Annotated in this window: 16 protein-coding genes; 6 read left to right on the top strand and 10 right to left on the bottom strand. The window is 54.3% G+C overall.

Annotated features, from left to right (window positions below; genetic code table 11):
* Positions 1 to 57: 57 nt before the first annotated feature.
* The 6 genes from rlpA to J4614_RS10960 form a co-directional block, all read right to left on the bottom strand.
* Positions 58 to 1,191, bottom strand: a complete 1,134-nt coding sequence (rlpA, locus tag J4614_RS10985; RefSeq protein ID WP_001529015.1) for an endolytic peptidoglycan transglycosylase RlpA — start codon at positions 1,189 to 1,191, stop codon at positions 58 to 60.
* Between the two features lie 10 nt (positions 1,192 to 1,201).
* Positions 1,202 to 2,314, bottom strand: coding sequence for a peptidoglycan glycosyltransferase MrdB (gene mrdB / locus J4614_RS10980; RefSeq protein WP_000131713.1), 1,113 nt, complete (start codon positions 2,312 to 2,314; stop codon positions 1,202 to 1,204).
* A 2-nt stretch (positions 2,315 to 2,316) separates the two neighbouring features.
* Positions 2,317 to 4,218 (bottom strand): peptidoglycan DD-transpeptidase MrdA, encoded by a 1,902-nt coding sequence (gene mrdA / locus J4614_RS10975; protein WP_000828700.1) that lies wholly within the window; start codon positions 4,216 to 4,218, stop codon positions 2,317 to 2,319.
* A 30-nt stretch (positions 4,219 to 4,248) separates the two neighbouring features.
* Complete coding sequence (rlmH, locus tag J4614_RS10970; RefSeq protein ID WP_000776107.1) at positions 4,249 to 4,716, bottom strand: 23S rRNA (pseudouridine(1915)-N(3))-methyltransferase RlmH; 468 nt, start codon at positions 4,714 to 4,716, stop codon at positions 4,249 to 4,251.
* Positions 4,717 to 4,719: 3 nt separating this feature from the next.
* The gene (gene rsfS, locus J4614_RS10965) at positions 4,720 to 5,037 is read right to left on the bottom strand and encodes a ribosome silencing factor (protein WP_001161670.1); all 318 of its coding nucleotides are present in this window, start codon (positions 5,035 to 5,037) and stop codon (positions 4,720 to 4,722) included.
* A 327-nt stretch (positions 5,038 to 5,364) separates the two neighbouring features.
* Positions 5,365 to 5,973 carry an adenosylcobalamin/alpha-ribazole phosphatase gene (locus J4614_RS10960; protein ID WP_001241918.1) on the bottom strand — a complete coding sequence of 203 codons (609 nt, stop codon included), beginning with the start codon at positions 5,971 to 5,973 and terminating at the stop codon, positions 5,365 to 5,367.
* A 96-nt stretch (positions 5,974 to 6,069) separates the two neighbouring features.
* Between J4614_RS10960 and cobD the strand changes: the two genes are divergently transcribed.
* Entirely contained in the window at positions 6,070 to 7,164 is a 1,095-nt protein-coding gene (gene cobD / locus J4614_RS10955) for a threonine-phosphate decarboxylase CobD (protein ID WP_208293173.1), read from the top strand.
* On the opposite strand, the gene nadD is transcribed toward cobD, so the two are convergent.
* Genes nadD through leuS form a run of 4 tightly spaced genes read right to left on the bottom strand, consistent with a single transcriptional unit; the run spans position 7,139 to position 12,000 of the window.
* On the bottom strand, positions 7,139 to 7,780 hold the full coding sequence (nadD, locus tag J4614_RS10950; protein ID WP_023137128.1) for a nicotinate-nucleotide adenylyltransferase: 642 nt from the start codon (positions 7,778 to 7,780) through the stop codon (positions 7,139 to 7,141). The genes cobD and nadD overlap by 26 nt on opposite strands.
* A 1-nt stretch (position 7,781) precedes the next feature.
* Positions 7,782 to 8,813 carry a DNA polymerase III subunit delta gene (gene holA, locus J4614_RS10945; protein WP_000620491.1) on the bottom strand — a complete coding sequence of 344 codons (1,032 nt, stop codon included), beginning with the start codon at positions 8,811 to 8,813 and terminating at the stop codon, positions 7,782 to 7,784.
* Positions 8,813 to 9,403 (bottom strand): LPS assembly lipoprotein LptE, encoded by a 591-nt coding sequence (gene lptE, locus J4614_RS10940; RefSeq protein WP_001269951.1) that lies wholly within the window; start codon positions 9,401 to 9,403, stop codon positions 8,813 to 8,815. Before lptE ends, holA begins: the two co-directional genes overlap by 1 nt.
* Before the next feature lie 14 nt (positions 9,404 to 9,417).
* Complete coding sequence (gene leuS, locus J4614_RS10935) at positions 9,418 to 12,000, bottom strand: leucine--tRNA ligase (protein ID WP_001157912.1); 2,583 nt, start codon at positions 11,998 to 12,000, stop codon at positions 9,418 to 9,420.
* A gap of 236 nt (positions 12,001 to 12,236) precedes the next feature.
* Here leuS and J4614_RS10930 point away from each other — a divergent pair, with 236 nt between their 5' ends.
* The 5 genes from J4614_RS10930 (at position 12,237) to J4614_RS10910 (ending at position 17,332) form a co-directional block, all read left to right on the top strand.
* A complete protein-coding gene (locus J4614_RS10930) occupies positions 12,237 to 12,578 on the top strand; it encodes a UxaA family hydrolase (protein WP_001574029.1) in 342 nt (113 codons plus the stop codon).
* A gap of 16 nt (positions 12,579 to 12,594) precedes the next feature.
* On the top strand, positions 12,595 to 13,767 hold the full coding sequence (locus tag J4614_RS10925) for a UxaA family hydrolase (protein WP_001670689.1): 1,173 nt from the start codon (positions 12,595 to 12,597) through the stop codon (positions 13,765 to 13,767).
* Positions 13,768 to 13,816: 49 nt separating this feature from the next.
* Positions 13,817 to 14,770, top strand: a complete 954-nt coding sequence (locus tag J4614_RS10920) for a 2-keto-3-deoxygluconate permease (RefSeq protein WP_000694477.1) — start codon at positions 13,817 to 13,819, stop codon at positions 14,768 to 14,770.
* A 67-nt stretch (positions 14,771 to 14,837) separates the two neighbouring features.
* Entirely contained in the window at positions 14,838 to 16,766 is a 1,929-nt protein-coding gene (locus J4614_RS10915) for a sigma-54-dependent Fis family transcriptional regulator (protein ID WP_001044197.1), read from the top strand.
* A gap of 92 nt (positions 16,767 to 16,858) precedes the next feature.
* Complete coding sequence (locus J4614_RS10910) at positions 16,859 to 17,332, top strand: zinc ribbon-containing protein (RefSeq protein ID WP_001044885.1); 474 nt, start codon at positions 16,859 to 16,861, stop codon at positions 17,330 to 17,332.
* The last annotated feature ends 32 nt before the right edge of the window (positions 17,333 to 17,364 follow it).

Genomic DNA, 17,364 nt, shown 5'->3' with positions numbered 1-17,364 from the left:
CGCGTGACTTTGTTAATGTCATTTACAGAAATTGACAGTACAGATACCTGCGATCGGTTACTGCGCGCTGGCGATAAAGGACTGTAATTGTGCTTCTGTTTGCAAACGTTGCTGTAACGCGCTGGCTTCGGCTTTACTGGCAAAAGGCCCCAGTTGAATACGCCAGACCGCGCCGTTTTGTATTACGCGTCCTGGTACGCTGAACTGCTGGCTTAAACGCTGTTGGTATTGCTGCGCACGCGTTTGATCGCTGACGGCGCCGACCTGGACGACGAAACGGCCGCTCGCCGCGGCGACAGGCGCGCTCACCGGGGCAGATACCGGGGCCGTGGCGGCAGGCGCGCTAACCGGCGTCGCAGTCGCTGGAGCCGTCACCGGCGCGGAAACCGGCGCTGGCTGTGGCGCCGGCGTCGGTTCATTACCCTCCAGCACGCCAGGCGCCAGCGTGGTCGGCGCGCCGAGGAAGCCGCTGCTGCTCACCGGCGCGCCGGTGGTATCGTCACTTTTCAACGTGGCATTGCTGACCGGAAGCACGTCGCCTTGCGGTTGCGCAGGCGCTGAAGAGGCGCTTCCCATTCCGCCGCTTAAATCAGGGCGCGGGGGCAGAGCGTAGGTCTGTTTCGCCACCGTCGTACAGGCCATCCCCGGGCCGGAGAGCGAACCATCCGGCGCCACGATAATGGGGTCAATCCGTACTTTAGTATTATTCGAGGTATTCAGACGATCCGCCGCTGCGCGGGACAGGGAGATGACCCGATCGGTGCCATAGGGGCCGCGATCGTTAATACGCACGACGATCATGCGACCGTTGGCCAGGTTGGTGATTCGCGCATAGCTGGGGATAGGCAGTGTCGGATGGGCGGCGGTAAGCTGCATCGGATCGAACATCTCCCCGGAGGCGGTTAAATTACTGCCGGGTTCCGCATCATAAATAGCGGCCAGGCCAGCCTGGCTAAAGCGGGACGGGTCCTGAACGATTTTATAACTTTTACCGTCACGCTGATAATCCTGGTTTGCGGTCGGATTCAGAGGTTCATAACGCGGTTCCGCTCCGCTGATTTCCACAGTCGGACCATTACATACCGCAGGTTGCGGCGCGACGGTGGTTTGCTGCTGACCGCCGTCATTAGTACATGCCGCGAGTAGTACTATCCCTGCCGCGACGCAGATTACAGGCAACTGCTTACGCATTGCGCACCCCTTATACGCTTTTCGACAACATTTTTCTGTGGGTGTGGATCGACATCACAATCCCGAACCCGGCCATCAGCACAATCAGTGCGGAGCCCCCGTAGCTGACCAGGGGTAAAGGTACTCCAACCACAGGCAGAATACCGCTCACCATACCAATATTTACGAAGACATAAACGAATAATATTAACATTAATCCGCCAGCCATCACGCGACCAAATGTAGTTTGCGCTCTGGCGGCAATCCACAGACCGCGCATTATCAGCAAAATATAGAGCGCGAGCAGAATCAGGATGCCCACCAGACCGAGCTCTTCCGCCAGTACCGCGAAGATAAAGTCGGTATGGCGTTCGGGTAAAAACTCCAGCTGCGACTGGGTGCCGTGGAGCCAGCCTTTACCGCGCAGGCCGCCTGAGCCAATGGCGATTTTAGACTGAATAATATGATAGCCCGCGCCCAGCGGATCGGTCTCCGGATCAAGGAGCATCATGACGCGCTGGCGTTGGTAATCGTGCATCAGGAAAAACCACAAAATAGGAATAAATGCAGCGATCAATACAATGGCGACCCCAATTAAGCGCCAGCTCAGACCAGACAAAAATAGGACAAAGAGACCGGAAAGGGCGACCAAAATAGACGTCCCGAGGTCCGGCTGGGCGGCAACCAGCAGGGTAGGCATAAAGATTAATACCAGGGCGATGGCGGTATTTTTCAGCGAGGGCGGGCAGACGTCGCGGTTAATAAAGCGGGCGACCATCAGCGGCACGGCGATTTTGGCTATTTCCGAAGGCTGAAAGCGAACGATTCCCAGATCGAGCCAGCGCTGCGCGCCTTTGGATATTGCGCCGAAGGCATCAACGGCGACCAGCAAAATGATACAAATGATATAGAGATAGGGCGCCCAGCCTTCATATACGCGCGGCGGGATCTGCGCCATCACCACCATAACCACCAGCCCCATCGCAATCTGACCAATTTTACGCTCCATCATGCCGATGTCCTGGCCGCTGGCGCTCCAGATGACCAATGCGCTGTAAACCAGTAACGCCAGCAGAATGAGTAGCATCGTGGGATCGATATGAATTTTATCCCAGAAGGTTTTTTTGTTCGGATTATCCGTCATGATTATTGGTCCTCCGCCGCTGCAACCACCGGGTTTTCCGCAGGCAAATGGGTGTTGTTGTCGCCCAGCATGATGTGATCAAGGATTTGGCGCATGATCGTGCCTACTGCCGGGCCTGCGCCGCCGTTTTCAAGGATGATCGCGACGGCGACCTGGGGATTGTTATACGGCGCAAAGGCGGTCATTAATTTATGGTCACGCAGGCGCTCGGCGATTTTATGCGCATTGTACGTTTCGTTGGCCTTCAGGCCAAAGACCTGCGCGGTGCCCGACTTCGCCGCGATTTTATAGGGCGCGCTGGCAAAATATTTATGAGCCGTGCCGTTAGGGCGGTTGGCGACGCCATACATTCCATCTTTCGCAATTTCCCAGTAGCCGGAGTGAATATCGCCCACCGGCGGCTCATGCGGCTGTACCCACGGCACCTGTTTACCGTTTTCCGCGGTGCTCATTAACAGATGCGGGACTTTAACTACACCGTCGTTAATAAGGATCATCAGCGCCTTACTCATCTGAATCGGCGTTGCCGTCCAGTAGCCCTGGCCGATGCCCACCGGAATCGTATCGCCCTGATACCACGGTTTTTTAAAGCGTTTCTGTTTCCACTCGCGGGTCGGCATATTACCAGAGCGCTCTTCTGCGAGATCAATTCCCGTATAGTGCCCATAGCCAAACTTACCCATCCATTCTGACAGGCGGTCGATTCCCATGTCATAGGCCACCTGATAGAAGAAGGTATCCGCCGACTCTTCAAGGGATTTGGTGATATTCAGATGCCCGTGGCCCCATTTTTTCCAGTCGCGGTAGCGTTTCTCAGACCCCGGCAACTGCCACCAGCCAGGGTCGAAAAGACTGGTGTTACGGGTGATGACGCCAGCGCTTAACGCCGATACGGCGACGTAAGGCTTAACGGTAGAAGCGGGTGGGTAGACACCCTGAGTCGCGCGGTTCACTAATGGCGTGTTCGGGTCGTTAAGCAGCCCGGAGTAATCTTTGCTGGAGATGCCATCCACGAAAAGGTTAGGGTCGTAACTTGGCATGGAGACCAGCGACAGCACGCCGCCGGTACGCGGATCGGTGACAATCACCGCCGCGCGACTGCCTGCCAGCAGCGTTTCAATATACTGCTGGAGCTTGAGATCCAGCGTCAGGTAGATATCGTGTCCGGCCTGCGGCGGCACCTCTTTGAGCTGGCGAATGACGCGGCCGCGGTTGTTGACTTCAACCTCTTCATAACCGGTTTGCCCATGCAGAATATCTTCATAGTAGCGCTCAATGCCCAGCTTGCCGATGTCATGGGTGGCGGCGTAGTTTGCCAGTTTGTTTTCTCTGTCGAGACGCTCGACGTCTTTATCATTGATTTTCGATACGTAGCCGATAACGTGGGTCAGCGCCGATCCGTATGGATAATAGCGGCGTTTATAGCCTTTGACTTCAACGCCCGGAAAACGGTACTGGTTGACGGCAAAGCGCGCGACCTGAACTTCCGTCAGGTTTGTTTTCACCGGAATAGAAGTAAAGCGATGGGATCGGGCGCGCTCTTTTTTAAAGGCGGCGATATCGTCGTCGTTTAAATCGACCACACTGCGTAGCGCATCCAGCGTTTGCTGAACGTTATCCACCTTTTCCGGCATCATTTCAATCTGATAGATAGTGCGGTTCAGCGCAAGGGGAATGCCGTTACGGTCGTAGATTATCCCGCGGCTTGGCGCAATTGGCACCAGCTTGATACGGTTTTCGTTCGAGCGGGTCTGGTAATCGGTAAAACGGAGGATTTGCAGATTATACAAATTGGCGATCAGTACGCCGGTCAGCAGCAAAATACCCAAAAAGGCGACCAGCGCCCGACGCACAAACAGTGCGGACTCAGCCGTATAGTCACGAAAAGAATTTTGTCGTTTCATCCGCTGCTTAATCTTCTCAAGACTTCACGATCACTCACGGTGATAAGGGTGGTTGGTTGTGATGCTCCACGCCCGGTACAAACTCTCCGCGACCAGAACCCGAACCAGTGGGTGAGGGAGCGTTAACGCCGAGAGCGACCAGCTCTGTTCCGCTGCCGCTTTGCAGGCGGGAGATAATCCTTCCGGGCCGCCAATCAGCAAACTGACGTCGCGCCCGTCCTGTTTCCAGCGCTCCAGCTCATTGGCTAACTGCGGCGTATCCCACGGCTTGCCTGGAATATCCAGGGTAACAATGCGATTCTTACCGGCGGCGGCCAGCATCTGCTCGCCCTCTTTGTCGAGAATGCGTTTGATATCCGCGTTCTTGCCGCGTTTGCCCGCAGGGATTTCGATCAGCTCAAAGGGCATATCTTTCGGAAAACGACGCAGATATTCCGTAAATCCCGTTTGAACCCAGTCGGGCATCTTCGTGCCGACAGCGACAAGTTGCAGCTTCACGCATTAACTCCAGAGTTTTTCCAGTTCATACAGGCGGCGACTTTCTTCCTGCATGACATGCACAATCACATCGCCCAGATCGACGACAATCCAGTCAGCCGCATTCTCGCCTTCGACGCCTAACGGCAGCATACCGGCCGCGCGCGACGACTGCACCACGTGGTCGGCAATAGACATAACGTGACGGCTGGAGGTGCCGGTACAAATAATCATACAGTCGGTGATACTGGATTTACCCTGAACATCTAAGGCGATGATGTCCTGACCTTTCAGGTCATCAATTTTGTCGATAACAAAATCCTGGAGTGCTTTACCCTGCAAGTTTTCCCCCTGGGTGAATAATTGCGTTATAACGATAGAAAAAGGCCAACAGGCTGGACCGGTAAGGCGTTGCGAGTTAACGCTAACCTTCCGGCGGGACGCCGTGTAGTATACCTGAATCAGCGGCGATACCGGGACTTATGTCGCCGGATCGGCGTTTAAAACCAGATTATCATCCCATCCCACGTCACAGAAAGCATCGCCATTTTTGTAAAACAATTTCTGCAAAGCTCTGCAAGGTGAAAAAAGCCTGGCTGCGGAGAATAACAGCCTGTCGGGGGCTGTCAATGGGCGAAACCGCTGCGGCGAGAAAAAACGGAAAATTCATCACTCAGGCCGCCAGACGGCACGACTATTTAATACTTTCAGGGTGGCGAACCCTTCGCATATGTCGATTGCGCTCCAGCATCCCTGTTCTACCCGGAAATGCCATAGCGAGGCGGCGGGCATTGCGAGCAGACGGGCAATCAACAGGCTGAGTACGCCCTGATGGCTGACGATCAGCAGGTTCTGGCAATCGCTAAACGCGTCGAGTCGCGAGATAAAGCGCTCTACGCGCCGGGTAAAAGCCTGAAAACCCTCGCCATTGGTCGGAACCGCATTCTGCCAGTCCGTACACCAGGCGGCATAGCTTTCGGCATCTTCATGGGTGAGGTCGCGGTGATGGCGCATTTCCCAGTCGCCGAAGTACATCTCATTAAGCTCAGGTAAGATGTGTTGCGGCGTATCCCGGCCCTCCAGTACGAGCCGGGCGGTATGGCGCGCGCGCTCCAGCTCGCTGCATAACACCCGGTCAAATGGCGCGTGGCGCAATAAAGTATGTAGCGTTTTCGCCTGGCCAATCCCTTTTTCCGTTAACGGCGTGGGAGCATGTCCGCTATACAACCCGGCGACATTGGCCTCGGTTTCGCCATGACGCACCAGCCACAATCGCATGGTATTCCTCATGAGGTTAAATGCGCAAAACATGATAATGCCCCTGATTGCGCAACGTTTTTTTCACTAAAATAGCATTTTTTGGCCGGAGGCATAATGGCGTTATTCAACAGCGCGCATGGCGGTAATATTCGGGAAGCCGCGACGGTGTTGGGCATCTCGCCTGACCAGTTACTGGATTTTAGCGCAAACATTAATCCGCTGGGTATGCCTGTCAGCGTGAAACGCGCGCTTATCGACAATCTGGACTGCATTGAGCGCTACCCGGACGCCGATTATTTTCATTTGCACCAGGCGCTGGCGCGTCATCATCAGGTGCCGGCATCGTGGATACTGGCGGGAAATGGCGAGACGGAGTCAATCTTTACCGTGGCGAGCGGTCTTAAACCGCGTCGTGCAATGATTGTCACGCCAGGTTTCGCGGAGTATGGCCGGGCGCTGGCGCAAAGTGGCTGTGAAATTCGTCGTTGGTCTCTACGCGAAGCGGATGGCTGGCAGCTTACCGATGCCATTCTTGAGGCGTTGACGCCCGATCTGGACTGCCTGTTTCTGTGTACGCCCAATAATCCTACCGGCCTGCTGCCGGAGCGGCAGTTATTACAGGCCATTGCCGATCGCTGCAAATCGCTGAACATTAACCTGATCCTGGATGAAGCGTTTATCGATTTTATTCCGCATGAGACGGGCTTTATGCCTGCTCTTAAAGATAATCCGCATATCTGGGTGCTGCGTTCGCTGACCAAATTTTATGCCATTCCCGGCCTGCGGTTGGGATATCTCGTCAACAGCGATGACGCGGCGGTGGCGCGGATGCGTCGCCAACAAATGCCGTGGTCGGTTAACGCGCTGGCGGCGCTTGCCGGTGAGGTAGCGTTACAGGATAGCGCCTGGCAACAGGCGACCTGGCATTGGTTACGGGAGGAGGGCGCCCGGTTTTATCAGGCGCTTTGTCAGCTCCCCCTGCTGACGGTCTATCCCGGGCGGGCAAACTATCTGTTGCTACGCTGTGAGCGAGAGGATATTGACCTGCAGCGACGGTTGCTGACGCAGCGGATTTTAATCCGTAGCTGCGCTAACTACCCGGGGCTGGACAGCCGCTATTATCGTGTGGCGATACGCAGCACTGCGCAAAACGAGCGTCTGCTGTCGGCGCTGCGCAATGTGCTTACTGGTATAACCCCTGCTGATTGATGTAGTTCAGCACGTTTTCCGGCAACAGATCGTCGCAGGATTCGCCTTTTTCCAGACGTTCGCGGATGAGGGTTGCGGAGATATTAAGCCAGGGCGTTTCCGCCAGGTAAATTTTACCGGCTGGCAACTGGTGCAGATCGTCCGGCGTATGGGTCAGATGCTGTTCCAGCCACTGCTGGTGTTGCGCCTGCGTCATTTCAAGGGGATAGCCCGGACGACGACAAACGATCAGGTGAGTGTTATCAAGGATGGTGTCGTAATCATGCCAGGTGGGGAAGTTAAGCAGAGAGTCCTGGCCGATAATAAACGCCAGCGGCGCTTCGGGGCCCTGTTCTTCGCGCCATGCTTTCAACGTTTGCGCAGTGTAAGAGGGCGCGTTTCGCTGTAGCTCGCGTTCATCCAGCGTAAAAAGCGGCTTATCGGCGATAGCCAGCTCCAGCATATATTTACGCTGCGCGCTGGAAGCTTCCGGCTGGGGGCGATGCGGCGGCACATTGTTAGGCATAATAATCACCCGCGATAAGCCGATCAGATTCGCCAGCGTTTCAACAGGTTTAAGATGTCCATAATGCACCGGATCAAAGGTGCCGCCGAATAAAGCCTGTAACGATTTCATATCACCCATCAATAAATACGTCTGCCAGCGCCTTATGGCAGAGCAGGAGCGACAGCCCTTCAAGATCTGCCCATACCGACTGACCATAATCCTGTTTGAGCGTAATTTCTGTACGCGTCAGTAACTGCACGGCCTGGCGAAGCTGTGCAGGATGGAGACGCTGCAACGCGTCGCCGATCATGGGGCGACGGTTTTGCCAGACCCGGTGTTTATCAAACAGCGCGCGTAACGGCGTATGCGCGGACTGACGTTTGAGATTTACCAGCAGCAGCAGCTCTCGCTGGAGGGTCCGCAGCAGAATAACCGGCTCGCTGCCTTCAAGGCGTAGCTGTTGCAGAATATGCAGCGCGCGTTTGCTTTTCCCCATCAGTAACGCATCCACCCAGTGGAAAGGGGTAAAGTGGGCGGCGTCATTGACGGCCTGCTCCACGCGAGGAAGCGTTAACTTACCGTCAGGCCAAAGCAGCGACAGCCGTTCCAGCGCCTGCGCCAGCGCCAACAGATTGCCCTCATAGCAATAGCACAGCAGTTGGTTCGCGGCGTCATCCAGTTGCAAATTCTGTGCTTTCGCTCTGGCGGCCACCCAGCGGGGAAGCTGCGCCTGCTCCGGCGTCTGACAACTGACCTGAACGCTACGGTCTGCCAGCGCGGTATACCAGGCGGCGTTTTCCTGCGCTTTGGTGAGCTTGTTTCCGCGTACTATTAATAACAGGTCGTCATGCAGCAGCTCGCTCAGGGTGGCGAGTTGCTCATTCATTGCCGCGTTAGGCCCGTTTTCCGGTAGTTGCAGCACCAGCGTTTGACGACTGGCGAACAGACTCATCGCCTGGCAGAGTGAGAAAAGCGATCCCCAGTCGGTACTGGGATCGAGAGTAAAAGCGTGGTGCTCTTCGAAGCCTTGCGACGCAGCCGCCAGACGAATAGCGTCCTGACTTTCCTGCAGCAGCAGCGGATCGTTGCCCAATAATAGATATGCCGCACGCAGCCCTTCGTTGAGCTGCGCGCGGAGTTGTTCAGGATACAACCTGATCATTAGTTACTCAGCGTAGTGGAGACGCGTGCTGGCGTAGAGGCGGGCACCGCCGTCTCATTGTCGGCGGTAGCCTCCTCTTTCGTCGCCTGAATATCCGCCGCGCGGACGCTGGTCAGCTTACGAATCAGCTGTTCAGCGGCTTTGTCGTACATCTCCTGAACGATCATGGCCTGCTCGTTATCCTTCGCCAACGCCATCTGCGGGTTATCGAAGAACGAACGGTACACTTTCGTGCTGATAGGATAGATGTCATGGCCCGGAATCAATACCGAGGCATTGACGGTCATCACCATCTGATATTCCGCCGTCTGGCCGTCCTGGAACACTGACGCCGTATCCTGCGAAATAGTCACCGTTCCAAGCCGCAGAGACGGAACGTCTTTGCGCGTTGTGTCTTTATCAAGCAGGTTTACGTTATTCAGCCGTAACTGATTACGTACCGCACGACTTAGCGGACCGTTCGGATCGCCTGAATCGAGGATCATCGTTTTCATTGAAGCCGGAACCTGCGTAGTGCTACGCAGATGCCAGCCGCATCCGGCGGTGACCAGCACCGCCAGAGATAACAACAGTGTTACCAGATATCGCACGCTTCCTCCCGCGCTTAGCCAACAACCAGATTGAGGAGTTTACCCGGAACGTAAATCACTTTACGCACGGTAACGCCATCAAGATATTTTGCCACCAGATGTTCCTGGCCTGCACGTTCACGCACCTGTTCTTCAGTGGCATCCACCGCAACGGTGATCTTACCGCGAACTTTACCGTTAACCTGCACGACAACCAGCGTGGTGTTTTCCACCATTGCCTGCTCGTCGGCAACCGGCCACGGCGCGTTGTCGATATCGCCTTCGCCACCCAGTTCCTGCCACAAGGTAAAGCAGACGTGCGGGGTGAACGGGTTAAGCATACGCACGACGGCCTGCAGCGCTTCCTGAAGCAGTGCGCGGTCTTGTTCGCCTTCCTGCGGGGCTTTCGCCAGTTTGTTCATCAACTCCATGATCGCCGCAATGGCGGTGTTGAACGTCTGACGGCGGCCGATATCATCGGTCACTTTGGCAATGGTTTTATGCACATCGCGACGCAGCGCTTTTTGATCTTCGCTCAGCGCATCGACGTTCAGCGCCGCGACAGGACCTTTAGCGGTGTGTTCGTAAACCAGCTTCCAGACGCGTTTAATAAAGCGGTTTGCGCCTTCTACGCCGGACTCCTGCCATTCCAGAGTCATATCCGCCGGAGAAGCGAACATCATAAACAGGCGTACCGTGTCCGCGCCATAACGTTCAACCATTACCTGCGGGTCGATACCGTTATTTTTCGACTTGGACATTTTACTCATGCCAGTGTAGACCAGCTCATGACCCGCTGCGTCTTTTGCTTTGACGATGCGGCCTTTTTCATCGCGCTCGACGATAGCGTCAACTGGCGAAACCCAGTTACGTTCGCCGTTCTCGCCGACATAATAGAACGCATCCGCCAGTACCATGCCCTGGCACAGCAACTGTTTAGCCGGCTCGTCAGAGGTGACCATGCCCGCATCGCGCATCAGCTTATGAAAGAAGCGGAAGTAGAGCAGGTGCATGATGGCATGTTCAATACCGCCGATGTAGATATCGACTGGCAGCCAGTAGTTTGCCGCTTTCGAATCCAGCATTCCTTCCTGATACTGCGGGCAGGTGTAACGCGCGTAGTACCATGACGATTCCATAAAGGTGTCGAAGGTGTCGGTTTCACGCAGCGCCGGCATACCGTTAACGGTGGTTTTCGCCCACTCAGGATCGGCCTTGATCGGGCTGGTGATGCCGTCCATGACGACATCTTCCGGCAAAATAACCGGCAGTTGATCTTCCGGCGTCGGCAGCACGGTGCCGTCTTCCAGGGTGACCATCGGGATCGGCGCGCCCCAGTAACGCTGACGGGAAACGCCCCAGTCACGCAGACGGTAGTTCACTTTACGCTCGCCGACGCCTTTTTCCGCCAGTTTATCGGCAATGGCGTTAAACGCTGCTTCAAAGGCCAGGCCGTCAAACTCGCCGGAGTTAAACAGCACGCCTTTTTCGGTCAGCGCCTGTTCGGAAAGATCCGGCTCGGAACCGTCGGCGGCCAGAATCACCGGCTTGATGGTCAAACCGTATTTGGAGGCAAATTCGTAGTCGCGCTGATCGTGACCCGGAACGGCCATCACCGCGCCAGTGCCGTACTCCATCAGGACAAAGTTTGCCGCCCAGACCGGGATCTCTTCGCCAGTTAACGGATGAATCGCTTTAAAGCCGGTGTCGACGCCTTTTTTCTCCATGGTCGCCATTTCGGCTTCGGCCACTTTGGTGTTACGGCATTCGTCGATGAACGCCGCCAGCTCGGCGTTGTTCGCCGCCGCTTTTTGCGCCAGCGGATGACCGGCGGCCACCGCCAGGTAAGTGGCGCCCATAAAGGTATCCGGACGGGTGGTATAGACGGTCAGGGTGTTATCGTAACCCTTCACATCGAAGGTGATTTCCACGCCTTCAGAGCGGCCAATCCAGTTGCGCTGCATCGTTTTTACGGTATCAGGCCAGTGGTCCAGCTTATCCAGATCGCGCAACAGCTCGTCTGCGTAAGCGGTGATTTTGATAAACCACTGTGGGATCTCTTTACGCTCAACTTTGGTGTCGCAACGCCAGCAGCAGCCGTCGATCACCTGTTCGTTGGCGAGAACGGTCTGATCGTTCGGGCACCAGTTAACGGCAGAAGTCTTCTTGTACACCAGGCCTTTTTTATACAGCTCGGTGAAGAATTTCTGTTCCCAACGGTAGTATTCCGGGGTGCAGGTCGCGATTTCACGGCTCCAGTCATAGCCAAAACCCAGCGTTTTGAGCTGGTTTTTCATGTACGCGATGTTGTCGTACGTCCACGGCGCCGGCGCGGTGTTGTTCTTCACCGCCGCGCCTTCCGCCGGCAGGCCGAAGGCGTCCCAGCCGATTGGCTGCAGCACGTTTTTGCCCAGCATACGCTGGTAGCGGGCAACCACGTCGCCGATGGTGTAGTTACGTACGTGGCCCATGTGTAGTCGGCCAGAAGGATAGGGAAGCATCGACAGGCAGTAATACTTCTCTTTGCTCTCGTCTTCGGTCACTTCAAATGTGCGCTTCTCATCCCAGTGAAGCTGTACTTTGGATTCTATCTCTTCCGGGCGGTATTGCTCTTGCATGGCAGCCAGTAGTCCTGTTTTCGATACAGCTACAAATGTAGCTTTAGAGGTGGTGTTTAGATCCGCATAGCATAGCCCAAACACGCACGTCAAAACAGGGGGTAGAACATTTGTCGCGCCAGGCGTTCATGAGGAGGTGACGCAAAATGCGACACGACTGAGGCAAATTACCGCAGTTCCTGTCACCGCCAGATCGGCCCATAAAAATAAAGTCATATAAACCATGCAGTTAAAAAATGGCACGCCTTTTGATTAGGGAAGACAGGACTAAAGCAAAGGAGTTAATCGTGAAAAAAAATGCAGTGGTGATTCACCCTCAGGATTGCGTCGCGACGGCTATTACGGCGCTCAAGGCCGGCGAAACCGCCACAATGTTCATTGGCGAACGCGAGATAAGCGTTGTGTTACATCAGGATGTGCCATTTGGCCACAAATTCGCCATCTGCGATGTGCCTTTTCATGGCGAAGTTTATAAATATGGCGAATCCATTGGCCGCGCCACTCAGGAAATAAAAAGTGGCGACTATGTGCACGTCCACAATGTGGAAAGCGAACGCGGACGTGGTGACTGGAAATAATATAAAACAAGGGAAAATGATTATGAGCAATGAGACTTTTTTGGGTTTCCGCCGCCCTGACGGCCGTTTTGGCATCCGTAATTATGTACTGATTTTACCTACCAGCGTTTGTGCGAATAAAGTCGCCCAGGATATTGCCCGGCAGGTAAAAGGCGCGACATGGGTGAATAACGATTTTGGCTGCTGCCAGGTGGCAGGCGATGCGCGTCTGACGGAAAAGACATTGATTAATGTGGCGAATAATCCCAACGTCGGCGCTATTGTGGTTGTGGGCTTAGGCTGTGAAGGCGCGGAGCCGCTGCGCATCGCAGAAGAGATTACCGCATTTGGCAAACCGACCTCCTGCATCACCATTCAGGAAGAGGGCGGCACGCTTAAATGTCAGGCCAGGGGGATTTCGCTGGCCCGCGACTATGCGCAACAACTCTCCATGCAAAAACCGCAGCAAGCACCGGTTAGCGAGCTGCTGCTGGCGATGGAGTGCGGCGGGTCAGATACGACATCGGGGCTGGCGTCTAACCCTTCCTGCGGGGTCGCCTCGGATAAGCTGATACGCTGCGGCGGAAGCTCAATTCTTTCTGAAACGACGGAATTTATTGGCGCCGAGCATGTGATGGCGAAACGTGCGGTGACGCCGGAGGTTGGTCAACAGCTCATTGATTTAGTGGTCGGCTGCGAGGCGCGAGCAAAAGCGCTGGGCGAGGATATTCGCGGGGGACAGCCGACGCCGGGCAATATTAAAGGCGGGTTGACTACCATTGAAGAAAAATCGTTAGGCTGTATGCATAAAGCGGGTCATGCGCCACTACAGGGTGTACTGGAATATGCCGATAGTCCAACGCATCCGGGCCTGTGGATTATGGATACCCCGGGGCAGGATATTGAATCTATTTCCGGCATGGTGGCGGGTGGAGCGCAGATCGTTATTTTTACTACCGGTCGCGGAACGCCTGCCGGTAACCCAATAGCGCCGGTAATAAAAATTACGGGTAATAAAGCAACGTGGGAAATGATGCAGGACAATATTGATATTGATGTGTCCGCCATTATGTCTGGCGAGGCTTCTATTACGCAAATGGGCGAGGAAATTTATCAGGAAATTTTACGCGTCGCGAATGGGAAAACGACTAAATCAGAAGATTTAGGTCATAACGAATTCTCTATTTATAAGATCGCGCCGACGTTCTGATACCAAATCGGGCAGCACAAGCTGTCCGGTTATCTCCTGGGAATAAGCTATGAAAATTAAAAAAACACTGGAACGTTTTCCTGGTGGTATGATGGTTGTACCGCTAATCATCGGCGCATTGTTTAAAACCTTTGCGCCGGAGGCGCTGGAAATAGGCGGTTTTGTCACCTCTATTTCGCATGGTGCAATGGCGATTTTAGGCATGTTTTTAGTCTGTATGGGCGCGGATATCCAGTTTAAAGCCGCGCCGAAAGCGCTGAAAAAAGGCGCTGCGATCACCTTTGCGAAATTTGCCAGCGGCGTGATTATTGGCATTCTGGTCGGAAAATTTTGCGGCCCGGATGGGTTATTAGGTCTGTCGGCTTTAGCGATTATTTCGGCGATGACCAACTCGAACAGTGGGTTATATGCCGCGTTGGTTGGGGAGTACGGCGATGAAACTGACGGCGGCGCGATTGCGGTAATATCGTTGAACGATGGTCCCTTTTTCACCATGCTGGCGTTAGGGTCGGCAGGCATGGTGTCGATACCCTTTATGAATCTGGTGGCGGTTATTATTCCCATTATCATTGGCATGATTTTGGGCAATCTGGATGAGGACATGCGCAAGTTTCTTAAACAGGGCAGTGTGGTAACGATTCCCTTTTTTGCCTTTGGGTTAGGATACGGTATTGATTTCGCAAGACTTATCACGGCAGGTTCTTCAGGCATTTTACTGGGACTCATGACGGTGGCGATTGGCGGATTTTTTAATATTTTCGCCGATCGTCTGACGGGAGGTAGCGGCGTGGCAGGCGCGGCGGTCTCCACTACCTCTGGCAACGCCGTCGCGACGCCAGCGGCAATCGCGCTGCTCGATCCGCATTTTACCGACCTGGCGTCGACGGCGGCGGCGCAGGTGGCGGCCTCGACGATTATTACCGCTCTGTGCGCCCCATTCCTGACCGTATGGATAAAAAAACGCTACGATCGTAAACTGAACCCAGCCGCCGCAGGCGGTTAGCGTTTCGGCGGAAAATAAATCACGACGGGCGGTCTCGCCCGTTCATAAACCAACAGGATGGTGAGTGATGAATAAGACGAAAGATATAGCCGCATCTCCTCTCTGTTTTGTCTCTCCTTACCCTCAACTGGCAAAGGCTGCCGAGGCGCTGGTCGCGCGGTTGGATTACGCCGTCACTATTCATCAAACGACGCTTAATCGTATCCTGGATGAGCTACCTTTATTAGAGTCTCGTGGGCACCAGGTACTGATTAGTCGTGGCGGCTGTGCGGAAATATTAAAAAAGCACAGTAAATTACCGGTAGTCGAAATTAAAATGTCCGGCTACGACATTCTTGATGCGCTTATCCCTTTTAAAGGACAAAAAGGCACTGTCGGTATTGTCGGCTTTTCCAGTGTGATCAAAGGATGCGCGCGCGTAGCGGAACAGTTAAATATTAACTATAAAATTTTTACCTTACAGGGAAATGATAAAGAAACGATTTCTTGCCTGAAGCAACAATTAGCGTCCACGCCATTAGATTGCATTGTTGGCGATACCGTTTGTCAGGATTATTTTTCACCGCTGGGCTCGCAATTCCGTTTACTTGATTCCAGCCCCGCCTCAATAACCGAAGCTCTGGAAGAGGCCCGCTCATTATATCTGGCTTTTCGCAGCCAATTACTCGAGCGTCATCATCTGCAGCTGATTCTCGATCAGTTTGATAAAGCTGTTATCACGCTTGATGATACCGGCGCGTTACTGCATTACAATAAATATGCGAGCCAACTTTTTAAAGTTAACGCCTCCGGTGAAATTTATGACGCGTCTTTCCTGAAACAGGTATTGCACCAGGAGCGGCATACATTACGCGAGGGAAAAACCGTCAGCGCGAAAGTCGTCGATACGCCGCAAGGCGCGATGGTGGTTAATCTGTATCCGGTATTTGCGGCCAGACAGTTAAGCCGGGTAGTGTTGACGATGCAAACCGTCTCCAGTTTACAGGGGGCGGAACATCATGTTCGCCGCCAGGAACTGTCTCGCCGCGGCTTGAGCGCCCGCTATCATTTCGACGATCTGCTTACCGAAAACCCGGAAATGCTGCGTCGTCTGGCGATCATTAAAAATTATGCCGGTACGGACGCGACTATCTTAATTAATGGCGAAAGCGGGACGGGAAAAGAGGTGCTGGCGCAAAGTATTCATAATGCCAGCCAACGCGTCAACGGCCCGTTTGTCGCCATTAACTGCGGCGCGATGGCCCCTCAGATTCTGGAGAGCGAACTCTTTGGCTATGTCGCCGGCGCATTTACCGGCGCGTCGCCGAAAGGCAAAATAGGCCTGTTTGAATTAGCGCACCACGGTACCATTTTTTTGGATGAGATTAGCGAACTGGATAAACCGCTACAGACGCGCTTATTACGGGTATTGCAGGAGCGGCAGATTATGCGGCTGGGCTCAGACCAGATGATACCTGTTGATATTCGCGTGATTGCAGCGACCAATCAGACATTAACGAAGCTCATTGCGGACGGGACATTTCGCGAAGATCTTTACTATCGGCTTAACGTATTAAAAGTGACCACCATCCCGCTACGCAAACGTCCGGAGGATATCAAAGCCATCGGCCTGTCGCTGCTTACCAGTTTCAGCCAGCATTATAAACGCCCGGCACTAACGTTAACCCCGGCGCTGTGGCAAGAGCTTCAGCGCTTCGCCTGGCCCGGAAACGTCAGGCAGTTAAGCAATATTATCGAACGGCTGGTGCTCTCTATTGATCACTCCCCGGCAACGCTGGATGAGGGCCGCCTCTTGCTGGACGATCTGGAAGAGGGGAGCCGACGCGAGCCAAGTACCTGCCACGACTGCCAGATGTTGGCTGGCGATTATAAAACGATTCGCCTGCGTATTTTGAGAAAATTATTAGAGGCGGAAAGGGATAATAAATCGTTAGTGGCGAAACGATTAAATGTCGATCGTACCTCGCTGACGCGCTGGATACGCGAGTCGGCCTGACAAGAATTTACAGACTCTGTGGGCAGCCTTGCAAAGCGTAACGCAAATAACGTCTATTATTATAGGCAGTTAACGATCCAAGAGGTGAAGTGATGAACAAGGTTGCTCAATATTACCGTGAACTGGTGGCCTCATTAAGCGAGCGTTTACGCAATGGCGAGCGCGACATTGATGCGCTGGTGGAGCAGGCGCGCCAGCGCGTGATGCAAACAGGGGAGTTAACGCGAACCGAGGTGGACGAACTGACGCGCGCTGTCAGACGCGATCTGGAAGAGTTCGCCATGAGCTACGAAGAGAGCCAGGAAGATAGCGTCTTCTTGCGGGTGATTAAAGAGAGTCTCTGGCAGGAACTGGCGGACATTACCGACAAAACCCAGCTGGAATGGCGCGAGGTATTCCAGGATTTGAATCACCACGGCGTGTATCACAGCGGTGAGGTGGTGGGATTGGGGAATCTGGTGTGCGAGAAGTGCCACTATCATCTGGCGGTTTACACGCCGGATGTGTTGCCGCTGTGCCCGAAGTGTGGGCACGACCAGTTTCAGAGAAGACCGTTTGAGCCGTGAGAGGAAGAGCGCCGGTGCGTCTTATCCGGCCT

The sequence above is a fragment of the Salmonella sp. 32031103-2018-00083-FB-01-SM-01 genome (assembly GCF_017571995.1).
Taxonomy (GTDB): domain Bacteria; phylum Pseudomonadota; class Gammaproteobacteria; order Enterobacterales; family Enterobacteriaceae; genus Salmonella; species Salmonella enterica.
The sequence above is the reverse complement of the archived record's forward strand: the minus strand, read 5'-3'. Positions and strand labels throughout refer to the sequence as shown.

Excerpts from the sequence above, each read along its gene's own strand:
- J4614_RS10910 (WP_001044885.1), top strand. The coding sequence starts at position 16,859 with ATGAACAAGGTTGCTCAATATTACCGTGAACTGGTGGCCTCATTAAGC.
- J4614_RS10915 (WP_001044197.1), top strand. The coding sequence starts at position 14,838 with ATGAATAAGACGAAAGATATAGCCGCATCTCCTCTCTGTTTTGTCTCT.
- J4614_RS10930 (WP_001574029.1), top strand. The coding sequence starts at position 12,237 with ATGGCACGCCTTTTGATTAGGGAAGACAGGACTAAAGCAAAGGAGTTA.
- leuS (WP_001157912.1), bottom strand. The coding sequence starts at position 12,000 with ATGCAAGAGCAATACCGCCCGGAAGAGATAGAATCCAAAGTACAGCTT.
- J4614_RS10920 (WP_000694477.1), top strand. The coding sequence starts at position 13,817 with ATGAAAATTAAAAAAACACTGGAACGTTTTCCTGGTGGTATGATGGTT.
- mrdA (WP_000828700.1), bottom strand. The coding sequence starts at position 4,218 with ATGAAACGACAAAATTCTTTTCGTGACTATACGGCTGAGTCCGCACTG.
- cobD (WP_208293173.1), top strand. The coding sequence starts at position 6,070 with ATGGCGTTATTCAACAGCGCGCATGGCGGTAATATTCGGGAAGCCGCG.
- mrdB (WP_000131713.1), bottom strand. The coding sequence starts at position 2,314 with ATGACGGATAATCCGAACAAAAAAACCTTCTGGGATAAAATTCATATC.
- holA (WP_000620491.1), bottom strand. The coding sequence starts at position 8,813 with ATGATCAGGTTGTATCCTGAACAACTCCGCGCGCAGCTCAACGAAGGG.
- J4614_RS10960 (WP_001241918.1), bottom strand. The coding sequence starts at position 5,973 with ATGCGATTGTGGCTGGTGCGTCATGGCGAAACCGAGGCCAATGTCGCC.
- nadD (WP_023137128.1), bottom strand. The coding sequence starts at position 7,780 with ATGAAATCGTTACAGGCTTTATTCGGCGGCACCTTTGATCCGGTGCAT.
- rlpA (WP_001529015.1), bottom strand. The coding sequence starts at position 1,191 with ATGCGTAAGCAGTTGCCTGTAATCTGCGTCGCGGCAGGGATAGTACTA.
- J4614_RS10925 (WP_001670689.1), top strand. The coding sequence starts at position 12,595 with ATGATTATGAGCAATGAGACTTTTTTGGGTTTCCGCCGCCCTGACGGC.